Genomic DNA, 19,164 nt, shown 5'->3' with positions numbered 1-19,164 from the left:
GATTGCGGCATTTTAACATGAAATATTACGCTGAATAAAATAAACACACACCCTTATTACAAGCTCATGGTTAACTTGACTTTGTATACTTACTGAACCATAACTAAAAGGACTGTATAAAAACAAACCAATTATAACCAAACAGTAATTTATCCTTTTATGGAGAGCACGCAATGATACTAAATCACCTATGGGGCTTATACGCCCACCCACTCGAAGAATGGCAAACAATTGATAACCGTCACGAAAGCTTAACCTATAGCTTATCGCATATTTTACTTATCGCTTTATTTCCCTCTGCAATGGGATACTACTCATCAGTTTACTTAGGCTGGAGTATCGGCACAGGTAACCTGGTATTTTTAACCCATGAAAGCGCACTGATGATTGGCGCAGCCATGTATGTTGCTTTAATTGGTGGTGTATTTGCTCTTGCCTATTTAGCCCATTGGATGGCAGTTACTTTTGGCGCTAAACCAACCTTTACCCAAACTATTGAGCTGGCAGCTTATACCGCAACACCGGTGTTTATGTCGGCATTGGCAGCCTTTTGGCCTGAGTTGTGGTTTGTGGTATGTGTTGGATTAGTGGCGCTCGCTTACTCAGTTTATTTACTGTATACCGGCGTCCCTATTTTGATGCACATTCCACAGGAGCGCGGCTTTATTTACGCAAGTTCTGTTGTAACCTGTGGACTAATTTTGCTGGTTATTATTTTAGCACTTACCGCGATGCTATGGACCAACGGTATAATCAGCCCTATGTTTACCTAAAAAACAGTTTTTTGAAAAACAAAAAAGGAGCAATTAAGCTCCTTTTTTATTTACAGTTAATATAACTATTAGACTGTAACTACACTATTAATCAGATTCGTTTTCATCTTGATTATGTATTTCTAAACCAGACGACATCGCATTTTCGCGGGTGCTTTTAGCAGAATCGTTACGTAGCTTATCAATACGATTTAGGTAGTCTTGATCAACGTCGCCAGTAATGTATTGTCCATCAAACACTGACGTTTCAAACTTAGTGATTTCAGGGTTTTCTTGGCTAACTGCAGCAATTAAATCACTTAATGATTGAAAGATTAATCCATCAGAGCTAATGCTTTGGTTAATATCTTCAACTTCACGGCCGTGTGCAATGAGTTCAGCCGCCGATGGCATATCTATACCGTATACATTTGGAAAGCGTATTTCCGGTGCCGCTGACGCAAAGTAAACATTTTTAGCACCAGACTCACGGGCCATTTCAACTATTTGCGCTGAGGTGGTACCACGTACAATTGAGTCATCAACAAGTAGAACATTTTTACCTTTAAACTCGCGGTCAATCGCATTGAGTTTTTGACGCACTGATTTTTTACGTAGCTCTTGGCCAGGCATAATAAACGTACGGCCAATGTAGCGGTTTTTAACAAAGCCTTGGCGGTAAGGTAAGTCAAGCACGCGTGCCATTTCTAAAGCGATATCACACGAAGTCTCTGGGATAGGAATAACGACATCAATGTCTTTATCTGCCCACTCACGGGCTACTTTCTCGCCTAATTTAGTCCCCATATTTACACGTGCTGCATAAACCGACATACGGTCAATGGTTGAGTCCGGACGCGCAAAGTAAACAAATTCAAAAATACACGGTGAGTAAGACACTTTATCCGCACAGGTAAAAGAATGAAACTCGCCTTTTTCCGTCACATAAATTGCTTCGCCTGGTGCAACATCACGAATAAACTCAAAGCCATCTGGCTTTAGCGCCACACTTTCTGAGGCAAACATGTATTCAGTACCCGCAGCAGATTCACGTTTACCAAATACTAAAGGACGAATACCATTTGGATCGCGAAACGCCACAATACCATGGCCGATAATCATGGCAATAGTGGCATAACCACCCGTCACTTTATTGTTAACTTCAGTAACCGCTGTAAAAATATCTTCAGGGTCTAGTTTAAGTTTGTCTGGCTTACTTAGCTCATGTGCCATGATGTTAAGCAAAATTTCAGAATCAGAAGTGGTATTAACATGGCGACGTGCTTCTGAAAATAACTGTTCTTTTAACGACTCTGCATTGGTTAAGTTACCATTATGAGCAAGTGCTATACCAAAAGGAGAGTTCACGTAAAACGGCTGAGCCTCTGACGAGCTAGAAGAACCCGCCGTTGGGTAGCGCACATGGCCGATGCCAATGTTGCCTTGCAAACGTTTCATATGACGAGTGTGAAATACATCTTTCACTAGGCCATTTGCTTTGCGCAAGCTAAATGTATTGTTCTCAATAGTTATGATACCCGCAGCATCTTGGCCACGGTGTTGCAAAACGGTTAAGCCATCATAAATCGCCTGATTAACTGGCGATGTTCCGACTATTCCAACGATACCACACATGTAATTTATCCTCGCCGATTAACGGTTTACTGAATTTAAAAAGCTCGAGTTGTTTTCTAGGTACGAAAAGAACCATTCAACTACAAAGCCAAATTCTGGAATCAAAATAGAGTTGCCCCACCAATGCGTATTTGGCGCACCAGTAAAAGCATCAAGAAAGAAGAGTAACGCGCTCACGACCAACACGCCTCGAAGAGCACCAAACACCAAACCAAAAACACGGTCTGTGCCGGATAATCCGGTTCGCTGTACAAGCTCACCTAAAATATAGTTTAGTAAACCGCCTAACAATAGCGTCGCAAAGAATAATATGGCAATGGCCGCCGCATTTCTTAAAAGGGGTTCAGAAATGGATGTTAGGAAGGAAGCTAAATATTGATAAAATAAGCTGGAGATGATGAAAGCCCCTGCCCATACCGCTAATGACATAGCTTCTTTAACAAAGCCGCGTATTAAACCGATGATGGTAGAGAGTGCAATAATGCCAAGAATGGCGTAATCAACCCAGATCATAAGAACCAATTAGTCGCTAATTTTGGGCGCATTCTATACCTAAACCTCCTAGTGATGCAAGTTTAAGCGAGAGATTACAGGCGAGTAAAAACATGCTGTTTTTAGATTAAAAATAGCATGAAATATACAGACTAAAAGTGAGGGTAGAACAGGTTTGAACTAATAGAATAAGTAAATGTGTAATATCAGCTGACAAACACATTCACCTATTAATGACTAAGTTATTTTGCCACCTCAAATTGAGTGACTTTACCGTTTAGCTTAGTTAGCTCTTTAAGCGCAGGAAGCTGAGACTGCAGCTCTTGTTTACTTAACGACGGCCCTACAAATACTTTAGTCAACGTACCATTTGGCGTTTTAATTGGCCTAGTAAAGCTTTTAAAGCCTTGCGTTTTTAGCTTGGCCTGCAACGCTTTTACATTAGCCGCATGCGAAAAACTGCCTAGCTGAATGACATACGCCATACTTGTTAAGTTTTCATTAGTATTACGCGTAACATCATCTTGCCCAGCGGTTACTGTACTTTGTTTTGTATCGGCTATGACCGCTTCAACCATTGCAGGCTGTGCGCTAACGTCTGTTTCAGCGGAGTTGTTTTGTTGCTCAAATGCAGCATCATCAGGCTGAATGTCTTCAATTTCATCCTCTTTTAATGGTTCTGCATTTGCTACTTGCTGATCAATTGATTCTTGCAAATCAATGGTCTTGAACTCAGAGCGTTCTGGAATCGCTTTAAAGCCTTCTTTATAGTGCACTTTTTCACCATCGAGTATATTGGGGATAAACACAATTGCTGCAATCACCACAATACTTGTTCCGACTAAGCGATTAATAAAACCTGAGTTCACCGACATCCTCTCTATTTTTTAAAGTAATGAATAGCGCCAGCCACGGTAAAAAATGATCCAAACACAATTAATAATGTATTAGTTGGCTGGTTTGGCAAAATAGCATCCAATGCTACCTCTACGTTGCTATAACCCTGTTTAAAATGACTATTGGGTATGCTTGAAAGCGCCTGTTGTAGGTTAGTGGCACTATCGCCACGCGGGCCACCTAAACTCGCCAACGACCATTCATCGACTACATCAACCACTTCTTTAAGCACACCGACTTTATCTTTATCAGCAAGCATAGCGGCTAATGCATGAATTTTAAAGCCTTTATCTTTATAGCTTGCTAACTTAGTTGCTAAATAGCGTGCAGACTCAGGGTTATGTGCCACATCGGTATACACTAATGGCGACTCACTTAATTGTTGAAAGCGCCCTTCTACCACTAAGTTGGCTATACACTGAGTTATTACTTCATCTGTTGGTAATAAATTTAACACCGATAATGTTGTTAATGCGGTAGCCACATTTTGACATGGGATGGCCGGTTTAGGTAACTCGAGTTTATGTTCTTTAAATTGCCAACTAAAACTCTGCGCATACTCTTTAAAAATAAAGTCGCTGCCCGATAGCACCATATTAGCGTTAATTTCTTTGCCATAATCGGTCATTGTATGCGGAATATTTAAATCCCCAATAATTGCCGGGGTACTCTCTCTAAAAATTCCCGCCTTGTCATAAGCCACCAGCTCACGGGTATCACCTAAATATTCTTTATGATCTAAATCGATGGTGGTGATCACGCTAGCAAAAGGGGTAACAATATTGGTCGCGTCAAAACGCCCGCCTAAACCTACCTCTAACAGCACGTAATCAACCTCTAAACGCTTGAATATTGCTAACGCGCCTAAGGTGCCATATTCGAAATAGGTTAATGGTGTGTCACCACGCCCTTGCTCTAGCAAATTAAACGCATCGACATGATATTGATCGTCAAGCTCTGCGCCATTAACGCGAACACGTTCGTTGTAGCGAACTAAATGAGGTGAAGCATACGTGCCAACACAATAACCCTGGGCTAATAATAATGACTCTAAACAACGAGCTGTTGTTCCTTTGCCATTGGTGCCTGCAATAAGAATGATTTTACTTGAGGAAGTTAAAAGCCCTATGTTGTTAGCAACACGAGCAACGCGTTCTAAGCCCATTTCTATATTAGCTGGGTGAACACTCTCTAAATAACAAAGCCAATCATCAAGGCTTGATGATTGGCTAGGAATTTTTTTTGTCATAGCATGTAATCAGTAAAGCTGAAATTTACGCTACTCTATGCTCTTGTTCCGTAGAAGGCAAGTTCATAAATTTTGCTAGGATACGTGCTAGTGTATCGCGCATTTCTCGACGGTCAATAATCATGTCGATTGCGCCATGCTCTAATAAAAACTCACTGCGCTGGAAACCCTCTGGTAGTGTTTCACGCACGGTTTGTTCAATAACACGCGGACCGGCGAATCCAATCAAAGCTTTAGGCTCTGCAACATTAATATCACCAAGCATTGCTAATGATGCTGATACACCACCCATTGTTGGGTCGGTCATAACAGAAATAAACGGTAAGCCTTTTTCGGTCATTTTAGCCAGTGCAGCACTGGTTTTAGCCATTTGCATAAGTGACATAAGGGCTTCTTGCATACGTGCACCGCCCGATGCAGAAAAACAAATTAGCGGCATATTATGCTCTAAACATTGGTCAACCGCGTCAACAAAACGAGCCCCTACAACCGATGCCATTGAGCCACCCATAAATGAGAATTCAAATGCAACAGCAGCAACTGGAATACCCTTTAGGTTTCCTTTCATTGCAACAAGTGCGTCTTTTTCGCCACTTGATTTTTGAGCTGCATTAATACGATCTGAGTATTTTTTAGAGTCTCTAAATTTAAGCACATCTTTAGGTTCGTGTTGAGCGCCTAACTCTTGGCGGTCACCGTCATCTAAAAACTGTTCAAGACGTTTACGACCACTAACACGCATATGATGATCGCACTTAGGGCATACATTCAGTGACTTTTCTAATTCTGCTTTATATAAAATTGAATCACATGACGTACATTTAGCCCATACACCTTCTGGAATTTCTTTACGACCTGAAGATTTAGTCGTTTTTGGTAAGATTTTTTCTAGCCAACTCATTTGCAACTCTCTTAATGCTGTTCTGTGTCGCGAGTCTACATGTTAACCATGCAAACAAATTTTTCCAATTAAAACATGAATTACGCTGTCACGGTATAAAAAACTGGTCTTAGTAGTTAGCCCTATGAATAACAGCGTCTAAAAATAACACCTATTTAGCTATTAAATCTCGGTATCGGCTAAAAACAACGGCCCCAGCGGCGTTCTAGGAATGTTAAAATGTTCTGGGTAATCAACATCCACTAAATATAGACCCGCCGCTTTTGCTGTAGCGCTTGCTTTAGCACGCTCTTTAACATCTAACAGCTCTTTTAACCAAATGGGTTCATGTTTATGTAAACCGATATCCATTAAACAACCGGTAATATTACGTACCATATGATGTAAAAATGCATTGGCTTTAATATCAATAATGACATAAGCACCTTGGCGCTGTACCGATAAATGCTGAATCGTTCGCGTTGCCGTATTGGCTTGGCAGTGAAGCGCCCTAAACGAGGTGAAATCGTGCTCACCTATTAAATATTGGCAAGCCTGCTGCATTTTCACTTCATCTAATGGATGATGGAAATGAGTAACACCTTCATTTAATACCGCACCACGAAATGCGTAATTATAAATAACATAACGATAACGACGGGCAGTTGCACTAAAGCGTGCATGAAAGTCTTCAACCACAGGCTGTGCAAAACGAATAGCTATATCTTTAGGTAATAAGGTGTTCATGCCTAATGTAAAGGCCACCATTTCGCGCTCAGCATGGGTGTCAAAATGTACCACTTGACCCGTACCATGCACCCCGGCGTCGGTACGCCCAGCACATACAATTTCAACTGGATGATTACAAATGCGCGACAACGCTTTTTCTACTTCTTGTTGTACGCTATTTACATGTGATTGACGCTGCCAACCACTGTAACGCGCGCCATTGTATTCTACTCCAAGTGCTACTCGCATAATAACTGCTTTACCTACTGTGCTAATCGACGCTGCATTTTATGCTATATGGCGTTCCAATAAAAGCAGCGAACCAAGGTTCCTAACTGTGCAATACAAAAAACCCGCTATTAGTGTTACTTATGGCGGGTTTTTCAGCTAAGTTATTTTCGAATATATCTAATTATTAACTTTTAAGTCTAGCCTTTAAACTTTGTGCTTCTTCTTGCACGTCGTCTGGGCCGTTATTAATGATCTCATCTAAGATTTTAATTGCTGAGTCAGCATCATCAATCTCAATATACGCATGGGCAAGATCAAGCTTGGCTGAGTAACCACCGCTTTGGGTATCTACATCCATAGGGTTATCACCAGCGAGTAATGAATCGTAGTCACCTAAGCCAACATCCATATCAACGTCGGTGTAAGGTTCGTGATCTATATCCGCTTCATCGCTTTGCTCTAACAAGGCATCGATATCAACAAAGTCATCTTGTTCTAAAGCTTCAGTAACCTCAGGTTGCTCAATTGGCGCTGGCGACGGTGGTGTTTTATCATCAGCTAAGTCTTCGTTGAGTAAACTATTAAAATCAACATCAAACTCACTGCTGTCGCTTAAATCAACATCATCAGGCTCTGCCAGCTCATTCAGTAATGCATCAAAATCTGTTTGCGTTAAATCAGCCATGAACTCATCATCTAGTTCATCATCTGAAATCATTTCTGATTCTGATGGTACTGAAGTTTTCGTTAAATCAGCTTCACGATCAGCATTTGTTTGCTGATCGGTAAATTCAGCTGACTCTGTTAACGCATCAAGTTGATCATCGTCAAAATCATCATTAGAGCTAACAGCTTGCTCATCTGCAGCTTGTTCAGTCAGATCTGCAGACTCTGAAATATCATTATCTAAAGCTTGCTCTATATCTAACTCTGAAAACTCATTGTTAAGTAACAGCTCATCATCAAAATCATCTTCTAAACTATCGAGGTCGTTACCTGCTGATAATGCATTAGCGAGATCTTGCTCAGCCTGACTAGGCGACATACCTGTGGCATCGCCGTCTAAATTATCACCTTGTAGCTCTTCTGGAGTTAGTGATTGTTGCTCTTCATCAGATAAAGGCAGTTCATCATCAAGTTCTAACTCAGGGTACTCCTCAAGTTCTTCACTTGGGGTGACTATTTCAGGCTCATAAAGCTCATCGTCATCTGTTGATAAATCATTGCTTTGGATATCGCCAGCAAGCGGATCATCGCCTAAATCAATTTCCTCTTCATCAAGCTCATCGTTTAAGTCATCCATTGACCAGTCAGGTACGTGTTCATCTTCATCGCTTACTTGCTCAAGTTCACTTAAAAGATCATCGACACTTTTGAAGTTTTCATCGTTGTATTCGTCAAGCGCATCTTCGGGGTCGAGTAAAGTAGAAGACGTATCGGTAAAATCATCTTCTGACCCAACATCAAGCTCTGGCTCTGCTTCAAGCTCTGGCTCTACTTCAAGTTCAGGCTCAGCTTCAAGCCCTGACTCAACTTCAAATTCCGGCTCTTCTTCAAGCCCTGGTTCTACTTCAAGTTCTGGCTCAGCTTCAAGCTCTGGTTCTACTTCAAGCTCTGGCTCTGCTTCAAGCTCTAGTTCAGCTTCAAGCTCTGGTTCTTCTTCAAGTTCTGGTTCTTCTTCAAGTTCTGGCTCTGCTTCAAGTTCCGGCTCTGCTTCAAGTTCCGGCTCTGCTTCAAGCTCTGGTTCTACTTCAAGCTCTGGTTCTACTTCAAGTTCTGGCTCAGCTTCAAGCTCTAGTTCAGCTTCAAGATCTGGCTCTGCTTCAAGTTCTGGTTCAGCTTCAAGTTCTGGTTCAACTTCAAGCTCTACTTCAAGCTCTGGTTCTACTTCAAGCTCTGGCTCTGCTTCAAGCTCTGGCTCTGCTTCAAGTTCTGGCTCTGCTTCAAGCTCTGGCTCTGCTTCAAGCTCTGGTTCTACTTCAAGTTCTGGCTCTGCTTCAAGTTCCGGCTCTGCTTCAAGCTCTGGTTCTACTTCAAGTTCTGGCTCAGCTTCAAGCTCTGGTTCTACTTCAAGTTCTGGCTCAACTTCAAGTTCTGGTTCTGATTGCTCATCTAATCCATCAATCGACCAATCAGGCGCTTCGACATAATCATCACTTGTTTGTTCTAACTCGCTCAGTAGATCATCTACGCTTTCAAGGTTTTCATCGTTGTACTCATCAAGCGCATCTTCTGGGTCGAGTAATGTCGATGAGCTATCTGAAAAATCACCTTCTAAGCCATCTACTGCGTCTTGATCAACTTTAACGTCAGACTCAGCTGCAACTTCTGGCTCAGCTTCAATTTCTGGCTCAGCTGCAACTTCTGGCTCAGCTTCAACTTCCGGCTCTGCTGCAACTTCTGGCTCAGCTGCAACTTCTGGCTCGACTGCAACTTCTGGCTCGGCTGCAACTTCTGACTCAGCTTCAAGCTCTGGCTCAGCAAAAGATGAAGCAATAGATTCTATATCTTCACTATTTAATTCTTCTTGCGCGTCAGTTAAATCTTCTATTGAGTCTGCCAATGCATGATCTATTTCAGAGTCATGAACATCAGTTTCAGGTTGCTCTGCATCAAGTAAATCATCAATATCAAACTCGTCGTCTTCTTCAACTAAGCTGTCAATATCAGGCTCTTCGCTTTGAGCTTCAGCCGCTGGTTGCTCAGCGTCGAGTAAATCGTCTATATCAAATTCATCGTCCTCTTCAACTAAGCTGTCAATATCAGGCTCTTCGCTTTGAGCTTCAGCCGCTGGTTGTTCAGCGTCGAGTAAATCGTCTATATCAAATTCGTCGTCTTCTTCAACTAAACTATCGATATCAGGCTCTTCGCTTTGAGGTTCAGTAGCCGGTTGCTCAGCATCAAGTAAATCGTCTATATCAAACTCGTCGTCTTCTTCAACTAAGCTGTCAATATCAGGCTCTTCGCTTTGAGCTTCAGCCGCTGGTTGCTCAGCGTCGAGTAAATCGTCTATATCAAATTCGTCGTCTTCTTCAACTAAGCTGTCAATATCAGGCTCTTCGCTTTGAGCTTCAGCCGCTGGTTGCTCAGCATCAAGTAAATCGTCTATATCAAACTCGTCATCATCGGCTTGTGCTGATACATCAGCTGTTTGCTCATTGTTCTCATTAAGCAAATCATCAATGTCAAAGTCTTCACCCTCTTCGGCTAGCTCTTCACTGAGTGCTGCCATATCATCATTCGATTCACCTTTAGATTCATCAGGCAGTGCATCGTCATCTTCTTCATCAAACAGGCTATCTAAGTCATCCGAACTTAAAATGTCATCTGATTCATCAAGATCAATCGTGTCGCCAGTATCATCGCCATCGGAGCTATCAAAGTCTTGTTGCATGAAAACATCTAGCTCATCGTCCTCTGTGTTTTCGTCTTCAAAAACCACATCATTATTGAGTAGGCTTTCTAACTCATCTTGATCTAGTAAACTGTCATCATCGAGATCATCGTTAAATTCCACATCATCATCGAGTAACACGTCATCCATGTTATCGTCTAACTGCACACTTAAATCATCAAGCGGATCGGGAGCTGGTGCTTCATCGAGTGAGGGCTCTGGCACTTCATCTATAGGATCAGTAAAAGCAGGGGCTTGTGGAATAAACTCATCATCATTACTTTCAGGCTCTTGATCATTACTACGTTTACGCAGCCACATAACAACGGCAAAAATAATCAACAAAGCTGGAATAGTCATTAATAAAATGAGCACCAAAGGGTTTGACAATAACGCTGCAAAACTAAATTCACTCTCTTGCTGTGCGTCCTTTAATTTTTGCTGTGCAATAATCTCATTTTGTTTAAGGATTAATTCTTTTAACTGTTGTTGAATTTCACTGTCTTGGCCTAGTTGTAAACGAACGTTTTCTAATTCGCTTGAAATACCTGTTAGTTGTTTTTTAAGATTGTTGTTTTCAACTAAAATTTCTTCTACGTTACTCACAGAGCTTTTAAACTGCTGCTGAAGCTCAACCAATTTATTGCTTTGGTCAGTCTTAATCGCTTTTAATTCTTGTTGTAATTCTTTTTTGGCTTCATCAACATCTGCTTTGCGTGCTTGCGTTACTTTTGTTTGTGCTGAATTAATTTCTGCTTGGGTGAGCGTACCGTTTTTCTTTTTTTCCCACAGGTCATCATCTTGCTCAGAGCGCTGCTTAGCTAATTGCGGATCTACTCGTCTAATTTCTGCCAAAGTCGGTATCTTTAAATAAGAACCACTTTGCATATGGTTTAAGTTTTGTTCTAAGAATGAATTAGGGTTTTTGTTATACAAAGCCTGCATAACTTGATAAATGCTTACTGAATTATCAGGACGAACCTTAACGGCAATGCGCCAAAGTGTATCGGTTGGTTTTATTGGCCCAATAGAACGCCCCTGTGCGCCATAATCTGCGCCTTTAGGCCCTCTTAACTGGGTACTGTCTTGAGAGTAAACAGTCGTTACCATCAGTGCAGACGCTAATATAATAAGTGAAACGAAACCGCGCATGCTGATCCTTTAATGTTTAAATGTTAACGCAGCGCTTTAAATTGGCGCTTAAACATTGATTATTCTTGCCGTTGTTAGCCAAGTAGCTAACGCACATTTTTATTACAATCTATTTTTATTGCAAGCTCTATTCCAGTTACAAACTATAAACCAGTTAAGCCATAATATCCATCGCAACGCATTGAAAATAAATACCTTAAACATCTAGATAAAAATAATTTTATGTTGTTTATCAAAGTGTTTACACAGCTGTTGTTTATAAGTGGCAAAAAAATGGCAATTAAAGCACAAAAAAACGGCAAACCACTTCGGTTTGCCGTTTATTGGATTATCACTATCTTCAGGCTAATTACATGTAATTAGCGATTAGCTCTTCTGCTATTTGCACACTGTTGGTTGCAGCCCCTTTACGGGTGTTATCACTTACTACCCACATATTTAATCCATGTGGGTGTGAAATATCGGCACGTAAACGGCCAATGTAAACAGTGTCGTTACCACTGGCATCTGAGACAGCCGTTGGGTAATCACCCGCATCATCAATTAGCTCAACACCCGGTGCATCGCTCAATAATTGCTTCACATGCTCAAAGTCATAAGGCATGCGCGTTTCTATATTAATTGACTCAGAGTGACCAAAAAACACCGGTACTCGAACACAGGTTGGATTTACCGCAATGCTGGTGTCGCCTAAAATTTTATGCGTTTCGTTTACCATTTTCATTTCTTCGCGTGTATAGCCATTGTCTTCAAAGCTATCGATTTGCGGAATAACATTAAACGCAATTTGCTTAGGAAAAATGTCGTTTTCCATTGGCCGTGCATTCATTAAGTTGGCTGTTTGTTTTGCCAGTTCATCAACCGCTTCTTTGCCTGCACCCGACACTGCTTGGTAGGTTGAAACGTTAATACGATCAATACCGTAGGCATCATAAATAGGTTTAAGCGCAAGCATCATTTGAATAGTTGAACAATTAGGATTAGCGATTATATTACGGTTTCTAAAATCGGCTAAACTCGCTGCATTCACTTCTGGCACAATTAGCGGCACTTCAAAGTCATTTCTAAAGTGTGAGGTATTATCAATAACAATACAGCCTGCGTCTGCAGCAATCGGGGCGTACTTTTCAGACACACTGCCACCTGCTGAAAATAAGCCGATATGCGCTTGGCTAAAATCAAAGCCTTCAACATCACGTACTTCTATGCTCTCACCACGAAACTTTATGTCTTCGCCAGCACTGCGGCTGCTTGCTAATAAAAACAGCTGATCGACCGGAAATTTACGATCTTCCAAAGTTTCAATGATTTGACGACCTACAAGGCCGGTAGCGCCGAGTACGGCAACGTTATATTTTTGCGACATATTTCATCCTCTGTAAGCACGGTTAAAACAACCGCGCTAATTAAATTAGTTTGCTGTGGTAAAGCCAAGCTGGGCAAGTACGGCAAGCACGGTGCTATCACCTTCAACCATCACCGTGCTAAATTCACGGCGGGTTGGATAATTTTTTCGTAAGCTGTCAAAGCCCTCATCGGCTAGGTGGCGCAGTAAAATGCCATCATCGCGACGAACATCATAAGTTAAGTGTACTAAGCGAGCGATGTCTGCCTCAGTAAAACTTGACGCTAAGGTAACGCACCCAATGGCTGCTGGCGGTAAAAAGTCGCTAAGTGACTTATTTGCCTCCATCCCTTTGAGCTCACATAAGCGCTGGTACAACATTTGCGTACCTCGCGCTTTACCCTCAAGGGTATGCCCTGCAATGTGAACACTTGCATAGCGCACGTGCTCAAGTAATTCAGTTAAAATGTTAGGTTCATTTTCCCAAACATCCAACACTAAATCGAGCTCTGCTCCTGCTTCCATCACTTCAAGTAAGGCTTGGTTATCAATCACATCGCCTCGGCTAGCATTGATTAAAGTCAGCCCAGATTTAAGTTTAGTTAAACGTGTTTTATCAAGCATGTGTAGGGTTTTATGTTTACCCGTTTTAACTAACGGCACATGAAAAGTGACAATATCTGACTGCGCTAATAGCTCATCAAGCTCAACATGCTCGGTTAATAGCCCTTGCTCATGCTTAATTGGGTCGCACAATAGTAAATTAACGTTAAGCGCTTTTAACTTTTGCGCTAAACAACTGCCAATATTACCCACCCCCACAATACCGATTGTTTTACCGCTTAACGGGCTGGCATTTTCTTGACTTAATGCAAATAAGCTACTTATTACATACTCAGCTACGGCTATGGCATTACAGCCAGGCGCACTGGTAAAATCAATGTTTTTTGCGTTGAGTAAATCGGTATCAATATGATCAACACCAATCGTGGCTGTACCTACAAAGCTTAACTTATTCGCCTGTGCTAATAGTTCACTGTTAACTTGAGTAACTGAGCGGGTAAGCAGTACATCAACATCGATAAGTTGTTCAGGAGTTAATTGCCTGCCATCAAATCGTTCAACCTCACCCATATCTTTAAAGAATTGCTCAACTAAAGGCATATTTTGATCGGCAAGAATTTTCATGGTGAGTCCGTTTGGCGAAATGAGGCGCTATTGTAACGAACAACCCCCTATTAGCACAAACGAAAAAGCCGAGCATTTTGCTCGGCTTTAAAATAGTTAACGATTAACTTAACCTTTGTATTTGCTCATTACTAGCGTGGCATTAGTACCGCCAAAACCAAAGCTGTTAGACATAACCGTGTTTAGTTCAACGTCTTTTGCTTCAGTTACAATATTCAAGCCTGTTGCTTGTTCATCTAACTCATCAATATTGATAGATGGCGCAACAAAGCCATGCTCAAGCATTAATAATGAAAAGATAGCTTCGTGTACACCTGCCGCACCCAGTGCATGGCCTGTCATTGCTTTAGTGGCACTGATCATTGGCGAGTTACCACCAAACACTTCTTGAATAGCCCCTAGCTCTTTAACATCACCTACTGGTGTTGATGTACCATGGGTATTTAAGTAATCAATGCTGTCAACGTTTTGCATAGCTTGACGCATACAACGTACCGCGCCCTCACCCGATGGTGCTACCATGTCGTAGCCATCTGATGTTGCGCCGTAACCGGTAATTTCAGCGTAAATATGCGCGCCACGAGCAAGTGCATGTTCAAGTTCTTCAACAACCACAATACCGCCACCAGCTGAAATTACAAAACCATCGCGGTTTGCATCGTAGGTGCGCGATGCTTTTTCAGGTGTGTCGTTGTATTTAGTAGAAAGCGCGCCCATAGCGTCAAATTCCATCGCTAACGTCCAGTGAAGTTCTTCACCGCCGCCTGCAAAAATAACGTCTTGTTTGCCTAATTGAATTTGTTCTACCGCGTGGCCAATACAATGCGCAGAAGTTGCACACGCAGAACTAATAGAGTAGTTAACACCTTTAATTTTAAACGGTGTTGCTAAACATGCAGAAGTGGTGCTTGCCATAGTACGTGGCACCATGTAAGGACCAACGCGTTTAACGCCTTTTTCACGAAGAATATCAGCCGCTTCTACTTGCCATTTTGATGAACCACCGCCAGAGCCAACTAATAAACCAGTACGCTCGTTTGATACTTGCTCGTCGCTAAGACCCGCATCTTCAATCGCTTGCGCCATTGAAATATAAGAGTAAGCCGCCGCATCACCCATAAAGCGCATTGCTTTACGATCAACATGCTCTTTAACATCAATATCAATTTTACCTGATACATTGCTACGCAATTTGTAATCAGCAAATTCTTGATTAAAAGCAATACCACTTTTACCAGCTCTAAGTGACTCTAATACTTCTTGTTTATTATTGCCGATGCTTGATACAACACCGATGCCTGTTATTACGGCTCTTCTCATGGGTAATTCCCTTAGCTTAATACTTAATTGTGTTCTATTTTACGCGAATTTAATCATCTAAGTGGTCAGCTTTCTAGCGTACACTTGTACTCTGAAGCTACAGCTTATAAATAACGCCAGACTATTTCAAAGAAAACACGTAAAATAATTAAAAAATTATCTATAAATTGAATTGGTCATGATAAAAAACGCCCATATACACTTTAACGACTTAGGCACTCCGGTTGCCAATGACTTTGACGATGTTTATTTTTCTAATGACGATGGCCTTGCCGAATCTCATTATGTGTTTTATCAACAAAACAGTATAGATACACGGTTACAAAATCATGACCGTGAACACTTTGTTATTGCCGAAACCGGTTTTGGTACTGGGCTTAACTTCTTAAATGCATGGCTGCAGTTTTCTGACCACCTACAGTACTCACAAGTTCAAAATGAACAGCCAAATAAAGTGCAGCGATTACATTTTATTTCTTTTGAAAAATATCCACTTAGCGTAAATGATTTAAAACAAGCCTTGCAAGCTTGGCCTAGCTTAAGCCATTTAAGCAACCAGCTCGTTGCTCACTATCCGATTAACTTAAATGGCTGCCACCGACTTGAATTTGCCAATGGCCGTGTAGTCCTCGACCTCTACTTTGGCGACGTACTGGAATGTATTAATAGCATGAGCTACCCACAAAGTGGGCTGGTTGATGCGTGGTTTTTAGATGGCTTTGCGCCAAGTAAAAACCCCGACATGTGGCAGCAAAGTGTATTTAACGCCATGGTCGATATTTCCAGAAGCAATGCCACATTAGCCACATTTACCGCTGCGGGCTTTGTGCGCAGAGGACTAAACGAGGCAGGCTTTAGCATGCAAAAAGCCAAAGGTTTTGGCCGAAAGCGTGAGATGCTAATTGGCACACTTGCTCAAGCCAACCCAAAACAATCAGCCCCCGCCTATTTTGAGCATCACCCCTCACCGCTTTCAAGTGTGGCTATTATTGGCGGTGGTATAGCGAGCAGTTGTATCCTTTATAGCCTCGCAAAGCGTGGGATAAAAAGCCACTTATTTTGCCAAGATAAAAAGCCCGCAATGGGGGCATCGCACAATGTACAAGGGGCTGTGTATCCGCACTTACAGGCAAAAAACTCGCCACATAGTGAATTATTTGCCCATAGTTTTTTATACGCGAAGCGACTTTATAATCAATTAATCAACAATGGCTTTTTGTTTGATCACCAGTGGTGTGGTGTACTACAACATGCAGTAAAACAGCCATTGGCAGATCGCCATCAAAACCTCGCAGATAAACAACTGTGGCCAGAGCAGCTTATGCGAAATGTGACTGCTAATGAGGGGGATGCTATCGCTGGGGTTAAAACAGGTTACTCAGGGGTGTTTTTTGAACAAGGCGGCTGGGTTAATCCCCCGCAGCTAGTCTGTGCAATGTTAGATGCCGCACAACAATTAAATTCGTTTGAAAGCCTATTTAACTGCCATATTGAGCAATTTAATAAACAACCCGATGGTTGGTACTTAACCACGCAAAAGAAAACATTTGGCCCCTTTAGCGATGTGATTATTTGTACTGGTGAGCACAGTGATGCATTTACGCAAACCAAAACACTTCCCATTGTTGGCGTTCGCGGCCAAGTGTCACATGTTCAGGCAAGCGAGCAATCACGTAAACTTAATACTGTGTTGTGTCACAAAGGCTATTTTACTCCCGCTTATTTAGATCATCATTGTATGGGCGCCACCTTTGAAAAAAATAGTAAGAGCCGTGAAGTGACCGAGCAAGACAACCACACTAACCGTGAACAATTACTGAGTTTTTATAACAACACTGAATTTGCCACTAGCTTAGGCGATATTAGCTCAGCCAAAGCCGCTGTTCGCTGTAGTTTTATTGACCACTTACCTATGGCTGGTGAATGGGTGGAGAAAACTGATTATACACATGCATTTGCTAATTTACGTTTAGGCAAGCGCTATCAATATCAGCCGTTAGAAAAACCACAACAGGGCCTACATATTTTTACCGGCTTTGGTGCGCGAGCATTATGCAGTGCACCGCTATCTGCCGAGCACTTAATTAGTAGTTTAAACAATGAACCTCGCCCACTAAGCGAGCGTGTAAGCCAAGCAATTCACCCAGGCCGTTTTATTGTTCGTGACCTTATTCGTAATAAAATTTAAAAGGCAGATCACACTGCTCACACTAAAAAACAAACCTATACTTTAAAAACAAATTATTACCCCCAGCTCTTTAGTACAGTGGATAAAGTTTAAGTCGGCTGTTTTGTCTTATAAAATAAGGAGTATGTGATGAGTAAAACATTAGTAATTGGTGCCAGTGGGCAAATTGGTAAACTAACCACCCAACTATTGCTTGAACACCAACATCCTGTAGTGGCTTTAGTGCGTGACAAAAGCAAATTAGATGACTTAAATAGCGACTATTTAACTATCGTAGAGCAAGATTTAGAAAATGATTTTAGCGATGCGCTGCGCAGTTGTGACCATATCATTTTTGCCGCAGGTTCAGGCGGTAATACCGGTGCAGATAAAACCTTACTTATTGATTTATGGGCTGCAACTAAAGCCATTAATTACGCAAAAGAGCATGCAGCTAAGCACTTTACTATGGTGAGTTCTATTGGTGCAGACGATCCGGATGCAATCCAAAGCGACTTAAAACCCTATTTAGTAGCTAAGCATATGGCAGATAGGCATTTAATTAATAGTGGACTCAATTACACCATAGTACGCCCGGGCTCACTCACAAATGAGAATGCCTCAAAACTTATTTCTACCGAACGCCCTAAAGAGCGCGATAAAGCAATCATTAGCCGTGAAAATGTAGCCCATGTTCTATTTACCATTGCCACAGAGCAAGGCAGCAATCGCTGCATATTTGAAGTATTTGATGGCGACAAACCAATAAAAGCCGCTATTAAGTAAACATTACACTCACCCCTTGCCATGCAAGCTGTATGGCAAGCAGGGTTAAAATCACTTTAAAAATAACTCTAAAACGTGCCACCGATAACCGCTTAAGTAATCTAATCCCTAACCATGTACCAATGGCTCCGCTTAAAATCATCGCCAGTGTTAACGGCAACCATTGCCAAAAGCTAAAGCCAAGCCCCGCATAAACGACAGCTTTTAAACTATGCTGCAAGGTCATAATACTTGAAAAAGTCGCGGTAAATTTAAGCTTATCGTAATGATTAATATGTAAGTAACTGGCCACCAAAGGCCCACTTGCCCCCACAAAAGTAGAGATAAATGCAGTAATTACCCCCGCTAATAGACGCCCTAATCGTGAGTCTTTATTAAATTCAGGAATTGTTCCCCACAATAAATAAATGACAAATAAAGCCACAAACAACTTCATGCTATCAAGGTTAATATCGCTTACTACTTGGCTTGATAGCCCCGCGCCAATTAATCCACCCAGAGTAAAATACAACAACATCGGCTTATCAAGATGGGTAATACTTAACAACAACCGATTGGCATTAGAGCCTAACTGCACTAAACCATGAACCGGCACCACCACTGCCATAGGCATCACCGACGCCATTACCACCAACAGCATTAAACCACCGCCCGCACCAAAAGCCGCCGATACAAACGAAGTAAACCCCGCCAGTACAATGAGTAACAGCGAAATTAAAGGGGAAATGTGTTCAGCTGTAAAAATATCCATATCTATGCCCGCTGTTAATCATTGACTCATAATACAAAAAATAGGCAAGTAAGCGACTAGTCTATTAGTTGTAAGGGGTTCAGCGGTCAGCGGTAAGCGGTAAGCGGTAAGCGGTAAGCGGTAAGCGGTAAGCGGTAAGCGGTAAGCGGTAAGCGGTAAGCGGTAAGCGGTAAGCGGTAAGCGCAAGATAAATCAA

The 19,164-nt window shown here is 41.8% G+C and carries 15 protein-coding genes; 3 read left to right on the top strand and 12 right to left on the bottom strand.

Annotated elements, in window-relative coordinates; all coding sequences use genetic code 11:
- The first annotated feature begins 173 nt into the window (after positions 1 to 173).
- Entirely contained in the window at positions 174 to 773 is a 600-nt protein-coding gene (locus tag BW139_RS07075; RefSeq protein ID WP_008468350.1) for a Yip1 family protein, read from the top strand.
- 87 nt (positions 774 to 860) lie between these two features.
- On the opposite strand, the gene purF is transcribed toward BW139_RS07075, so the two are convergent.
- From purF to fabB, 10 genes are all read right to left on the bottom strand, one after another.
- The gene (gene purF / locus BW139_RS07070) at positions 861 to 2,387 is read right to left on the bottom strand and encodes an amidophosphoribosyltransferase (RefSeq protein WP_008468349.1); all 1,527 of its coding nucleotides are present in this window, start codon (positions 2,385 to 2,387) and stop codon (positions 861 to 863) included.
- A gap of 18 nt (positions 2,388 to 2,405) precedes the next feature.
- The gene (locus tag BW139_RS07065) at positions 2,406 to 2,900 is read right to left on the bottom strand and encodes a CvpA family protein (RefSeq protein ID WP_076919200.1); all 495 of its coding nucleotides are present in this window, start codon (positions 2,898 to 2,900) and stop codon (positions 2,406 to 2,408) included.
- Between the two features lie 221 nt (positions 2,901 to 3,121).
- Positions 3,122 to 3,748, bottom strand: coding sequence for an SPOR domain-containing protein (locus tag BW139_RS07060; protein ID WP_076919199.1), 627 nt, complete (start codon positions 3,746 to 3,748; stop codon positions 3,122 to 3,124).
- 11 nt (positions 3,749 to 3,759) lie between these two features.
- On the bottom strand, positions 3,760 to 5,025 hold the full coding sequence (gene folC, locus BW139_RS07055) for a bifunctional tetrahydrofolate synthase/dihydrofolate synthase (RefSeq protein WP_076919198.1): 1,266 nt from the start codon (positions 5,023 to 5,025) through the stop codon (positions 3,760 to 3,762).
- A 25-nt stretch (positions 5,026 to 5,050) separates the two neighbouring features.
- Positions 5,051 to 5,926 carry an acetyl-CoA carboxylase, carboxyltransferase subunit beta gene (gene accD / locus BW139_RS07050; protein WP_008468345.1) on the bottom strand — a complete coding sequence of 292 codons (876 nt, stop codon included), beginning with the start codon at positions 5,924 to 5,926 and terminating at the stop codon, positions 5,051 to 5,053.
- Between the two features lie 162 nt (positions 5,927 to 6,088).
- The gene (gene truA / locus BW139_RS07045) at positions 6,089 to 6,883 is read right to left on the bottom strand and encodes a tRNA pseudouridine(38-40) synthase TruA (RefSeq protein ID WP_008468339.1); all 795 of its coding nucleotides are present in this window, start codon (positions 6,881 to 6,883) and stop codon (positions 6,089 to 6,091) included.
- 166 nt (positions 6,884 to 7,049) lie between these two features.
- Entirely contained in the window at positions 7,050 to 11,411 is a 4,362-nt protein-coding gene (locus tag BW139_RS07040) for a FimV/HubP family polar landmark protein (protein ID WP_076919197.1), read from the bottom strand.
- 349 nt (positions 11,412 to 11,760) lie between these two features.
- The gene (locus BW139_RS07035; protein WP_076919196.1) at positions 11,761 to 12,777 is read right to left on the bottom strand and encodes an aspartate-semialdehyde dehydrogenase; all 1,017 of its coding nucleotides are present in this window, start codon (positions 12,775 to 12,777) and stop codon (positions 11,761 to 11,763) included.
- 45 nt (positions 12,778 to 12,822) lie between these two features.
- Entirely contained in the window at positions 12,823 to 13,944 is a 1,122-nt protein-coding gene (locus tag BW139_RS07030) for a 4-phosphoerythronate dehydrogenase (RefSeq protein ID WP_076919195.1), read from the bottom strand.
- A gap of 108 nt (positions 13,945 to 14,052) precedes the next feature.
- Positions 14,053 to 15,264: a beta-ketoacyl-ACP synthase I gene (gene fabB, locus BW139_RS07025; RefSeq protein ID WP_076919194.1), complete on the bottom strand. Its 1,212-nt coding sequence runs from the start codon at positions 15,262 to 15,264 to the stop codon at positions 14,053 to 14,055.
- A 178-nt stretch (positions 15,265 to 15,442) separates the two neighbouring features.
- Here fabB and mnmC point away from each other — a divergent pair, with 178 nt between their 5' ends.
- Both mnmC and BW139_RS07015 read left to right on the top strand, forming a co-directional pair.
- Positions 15,443 to 17,452 carry a bifunctional tRNA (5-methylaminomethyl-2-thiouridine)(34)-methyltransferase MnmD/FAD-dependent 5-carboxymethylaminomethyl-2-thiouridine(34) oxidoreductase MnmC gene (gene mnmC, locus BW139_RS07020; RefSeq protein WP_076919193.1) on the top strand — a complete coding sequence of 670 codons (2,010 nt, stop codon included), beginning with the start codon at positions 15,443 to 15,445 and terminating at the stop codon, positions 17,450 to 17,452.
- Between the two features lie 129 nt (positions 17,453 to 17,581).
- A complete protein-coding gene (locus tag BW139_RS07015; protein WP_076919192.1) occupies positions 17,582 to 18,217 on the top strand; it encodes an SDR family oxidoreductase in 636 nt (211 codons plus the stop codon).
- On the opposite strand, the gene BW139_RS07010 is transcribed toward BW139_RS07015, so the two are convergent.
- Positions 18,210 to 18,968, bottom strand: coding sequence for a sulfite exporter TauE/SafE family protein (locus BW139_RS07010; protein ID WP_076919191.1), 759 nt, complete (start codon positions 18,966 to 18,968; stop codon positions 18,210 to 18,212). The two genes, BW139_RS07015 and BW139_RS07010, sit on opposite strands and share 8 nt — an antisense overlap.
- Positions 18,969 to 18,986: 18 nt before the next feature.
- On the bottom strand, positions 18,987 to 19,154 hold the full coding sequence (locus tag BW139_RS18475; protein WP_175611405.1) for a hypothetical protein: 168 nt from the start codon (positions 19,152 to 19,154) through the stop codon (positions 18,987 to 18,989).
- Positions 19,155 to 19,164: the final 10 nt, after the last annotated feature.

The organism is Pseudoalteromonas sp. SK18 (genome assembly GCF_001974855.1).
Lineage (GTDB): Bacteria > Pseudomonadota > Gammaproteobacteria > Enterobacterales > Alteromonadaceae > Pseudoalteromonas.
The sequence above is the reverse complement of the archived record's forward strand: the minus strand, read 5'-3'. Positions and strand labels throughout refer to the sequence as shown.

Excerpts from the sequence above, each read along its gene's own strand:
- BW139_RS07015 (WP_076919192.1), top strand. The coding sequence starts at position 17,582 with ATGAGTAAAACATTAGTAATTGGTGCCAGTGGGCAAATTGGTAAACTA.
- accD (WP_008468345.1), bottom strand. The coding sequence starts at position 5,926 with ATGAGTTGGCTAGAAAAAATCTTACCAAAAACGACTAAATCTTCAGGT.
- purF (WP_008468349.1), bottom strand. The coding sequence starts at position 2,387 with ATGTGTGGTATCGTTGGAATAGTCGGAACATCGCCAGTTAATCAGGCG.
- mnmC (WP_076919193.1), top strand. The coding sequence starts at position 15,443 with ATGATAAAAAACGCCCATATACACTTTAACGACTTAGGCACTCCGGTT.
- BW139_RS07065 (WP_076919200.1), bottom strand. The coding sequence starts at position 2,900 with ATGATCTGGGTTGATTACGCCATTCTTGGCATTATTGCACTCTCTACC.
- BW139_RS07010 (WP_076919191.1), bottom strand. The coding sequence starts at position 18,968 with ATGGATATTTTTACAGCTGAACACATTTCCCCTTTAATTTCGCTGTTA.
- BW139_RS07035 (WP_076919196.1), bottom strand. The coding sequence starts at position 12,777 with ATGTCGCAAAAATATAACGTTGCCGTACTCGGCGCTACCGGCCTTGTA.
- BW139_RS07075 (WP_008468350.1), top strand. The coding sequence starts at position 174 with ATGATACTAAATCACCTATGGGGCTTATACGCCCACCCACTCGAAGAA.
- BW139_RS07040 (WP_076919197.1), bottom strand. The coding sequence starts at position 11,411 with ATGCGCGGTTTCGTTTCACTTATTATATTAGCGTCTGCACTGATGGTA.
- fabB (WP_076919194.1), bottom strand. The coding sequence starts at position 15,264 with ATGAGAAGAGCCGTAATAACAGGCATCGGTGTTGTATCAAGCATCGGC.
- truA (WP_008468339.1), bottom strand. The coding sequence starts at position 6,883 with ATGCGAGTAGCACTTGGAGTAGAATACAATGGCGCGCGTTACAGTGGT.
- BW139_RS07030 (WP_076919195.1), bottom strand. The coding sequence starts at position 13,944 with ATGAAAATTCTTGCCGATCAAAATATGCCTTTAGTTGAGCAATTCTTT.
- folC (WP_076919198.1), bottom strand. The coding sequence starts at position 5,025 with ATGACAAAAAAAATTCCTAGCCAATCATCAAGCCTTGATGATTGGCTT.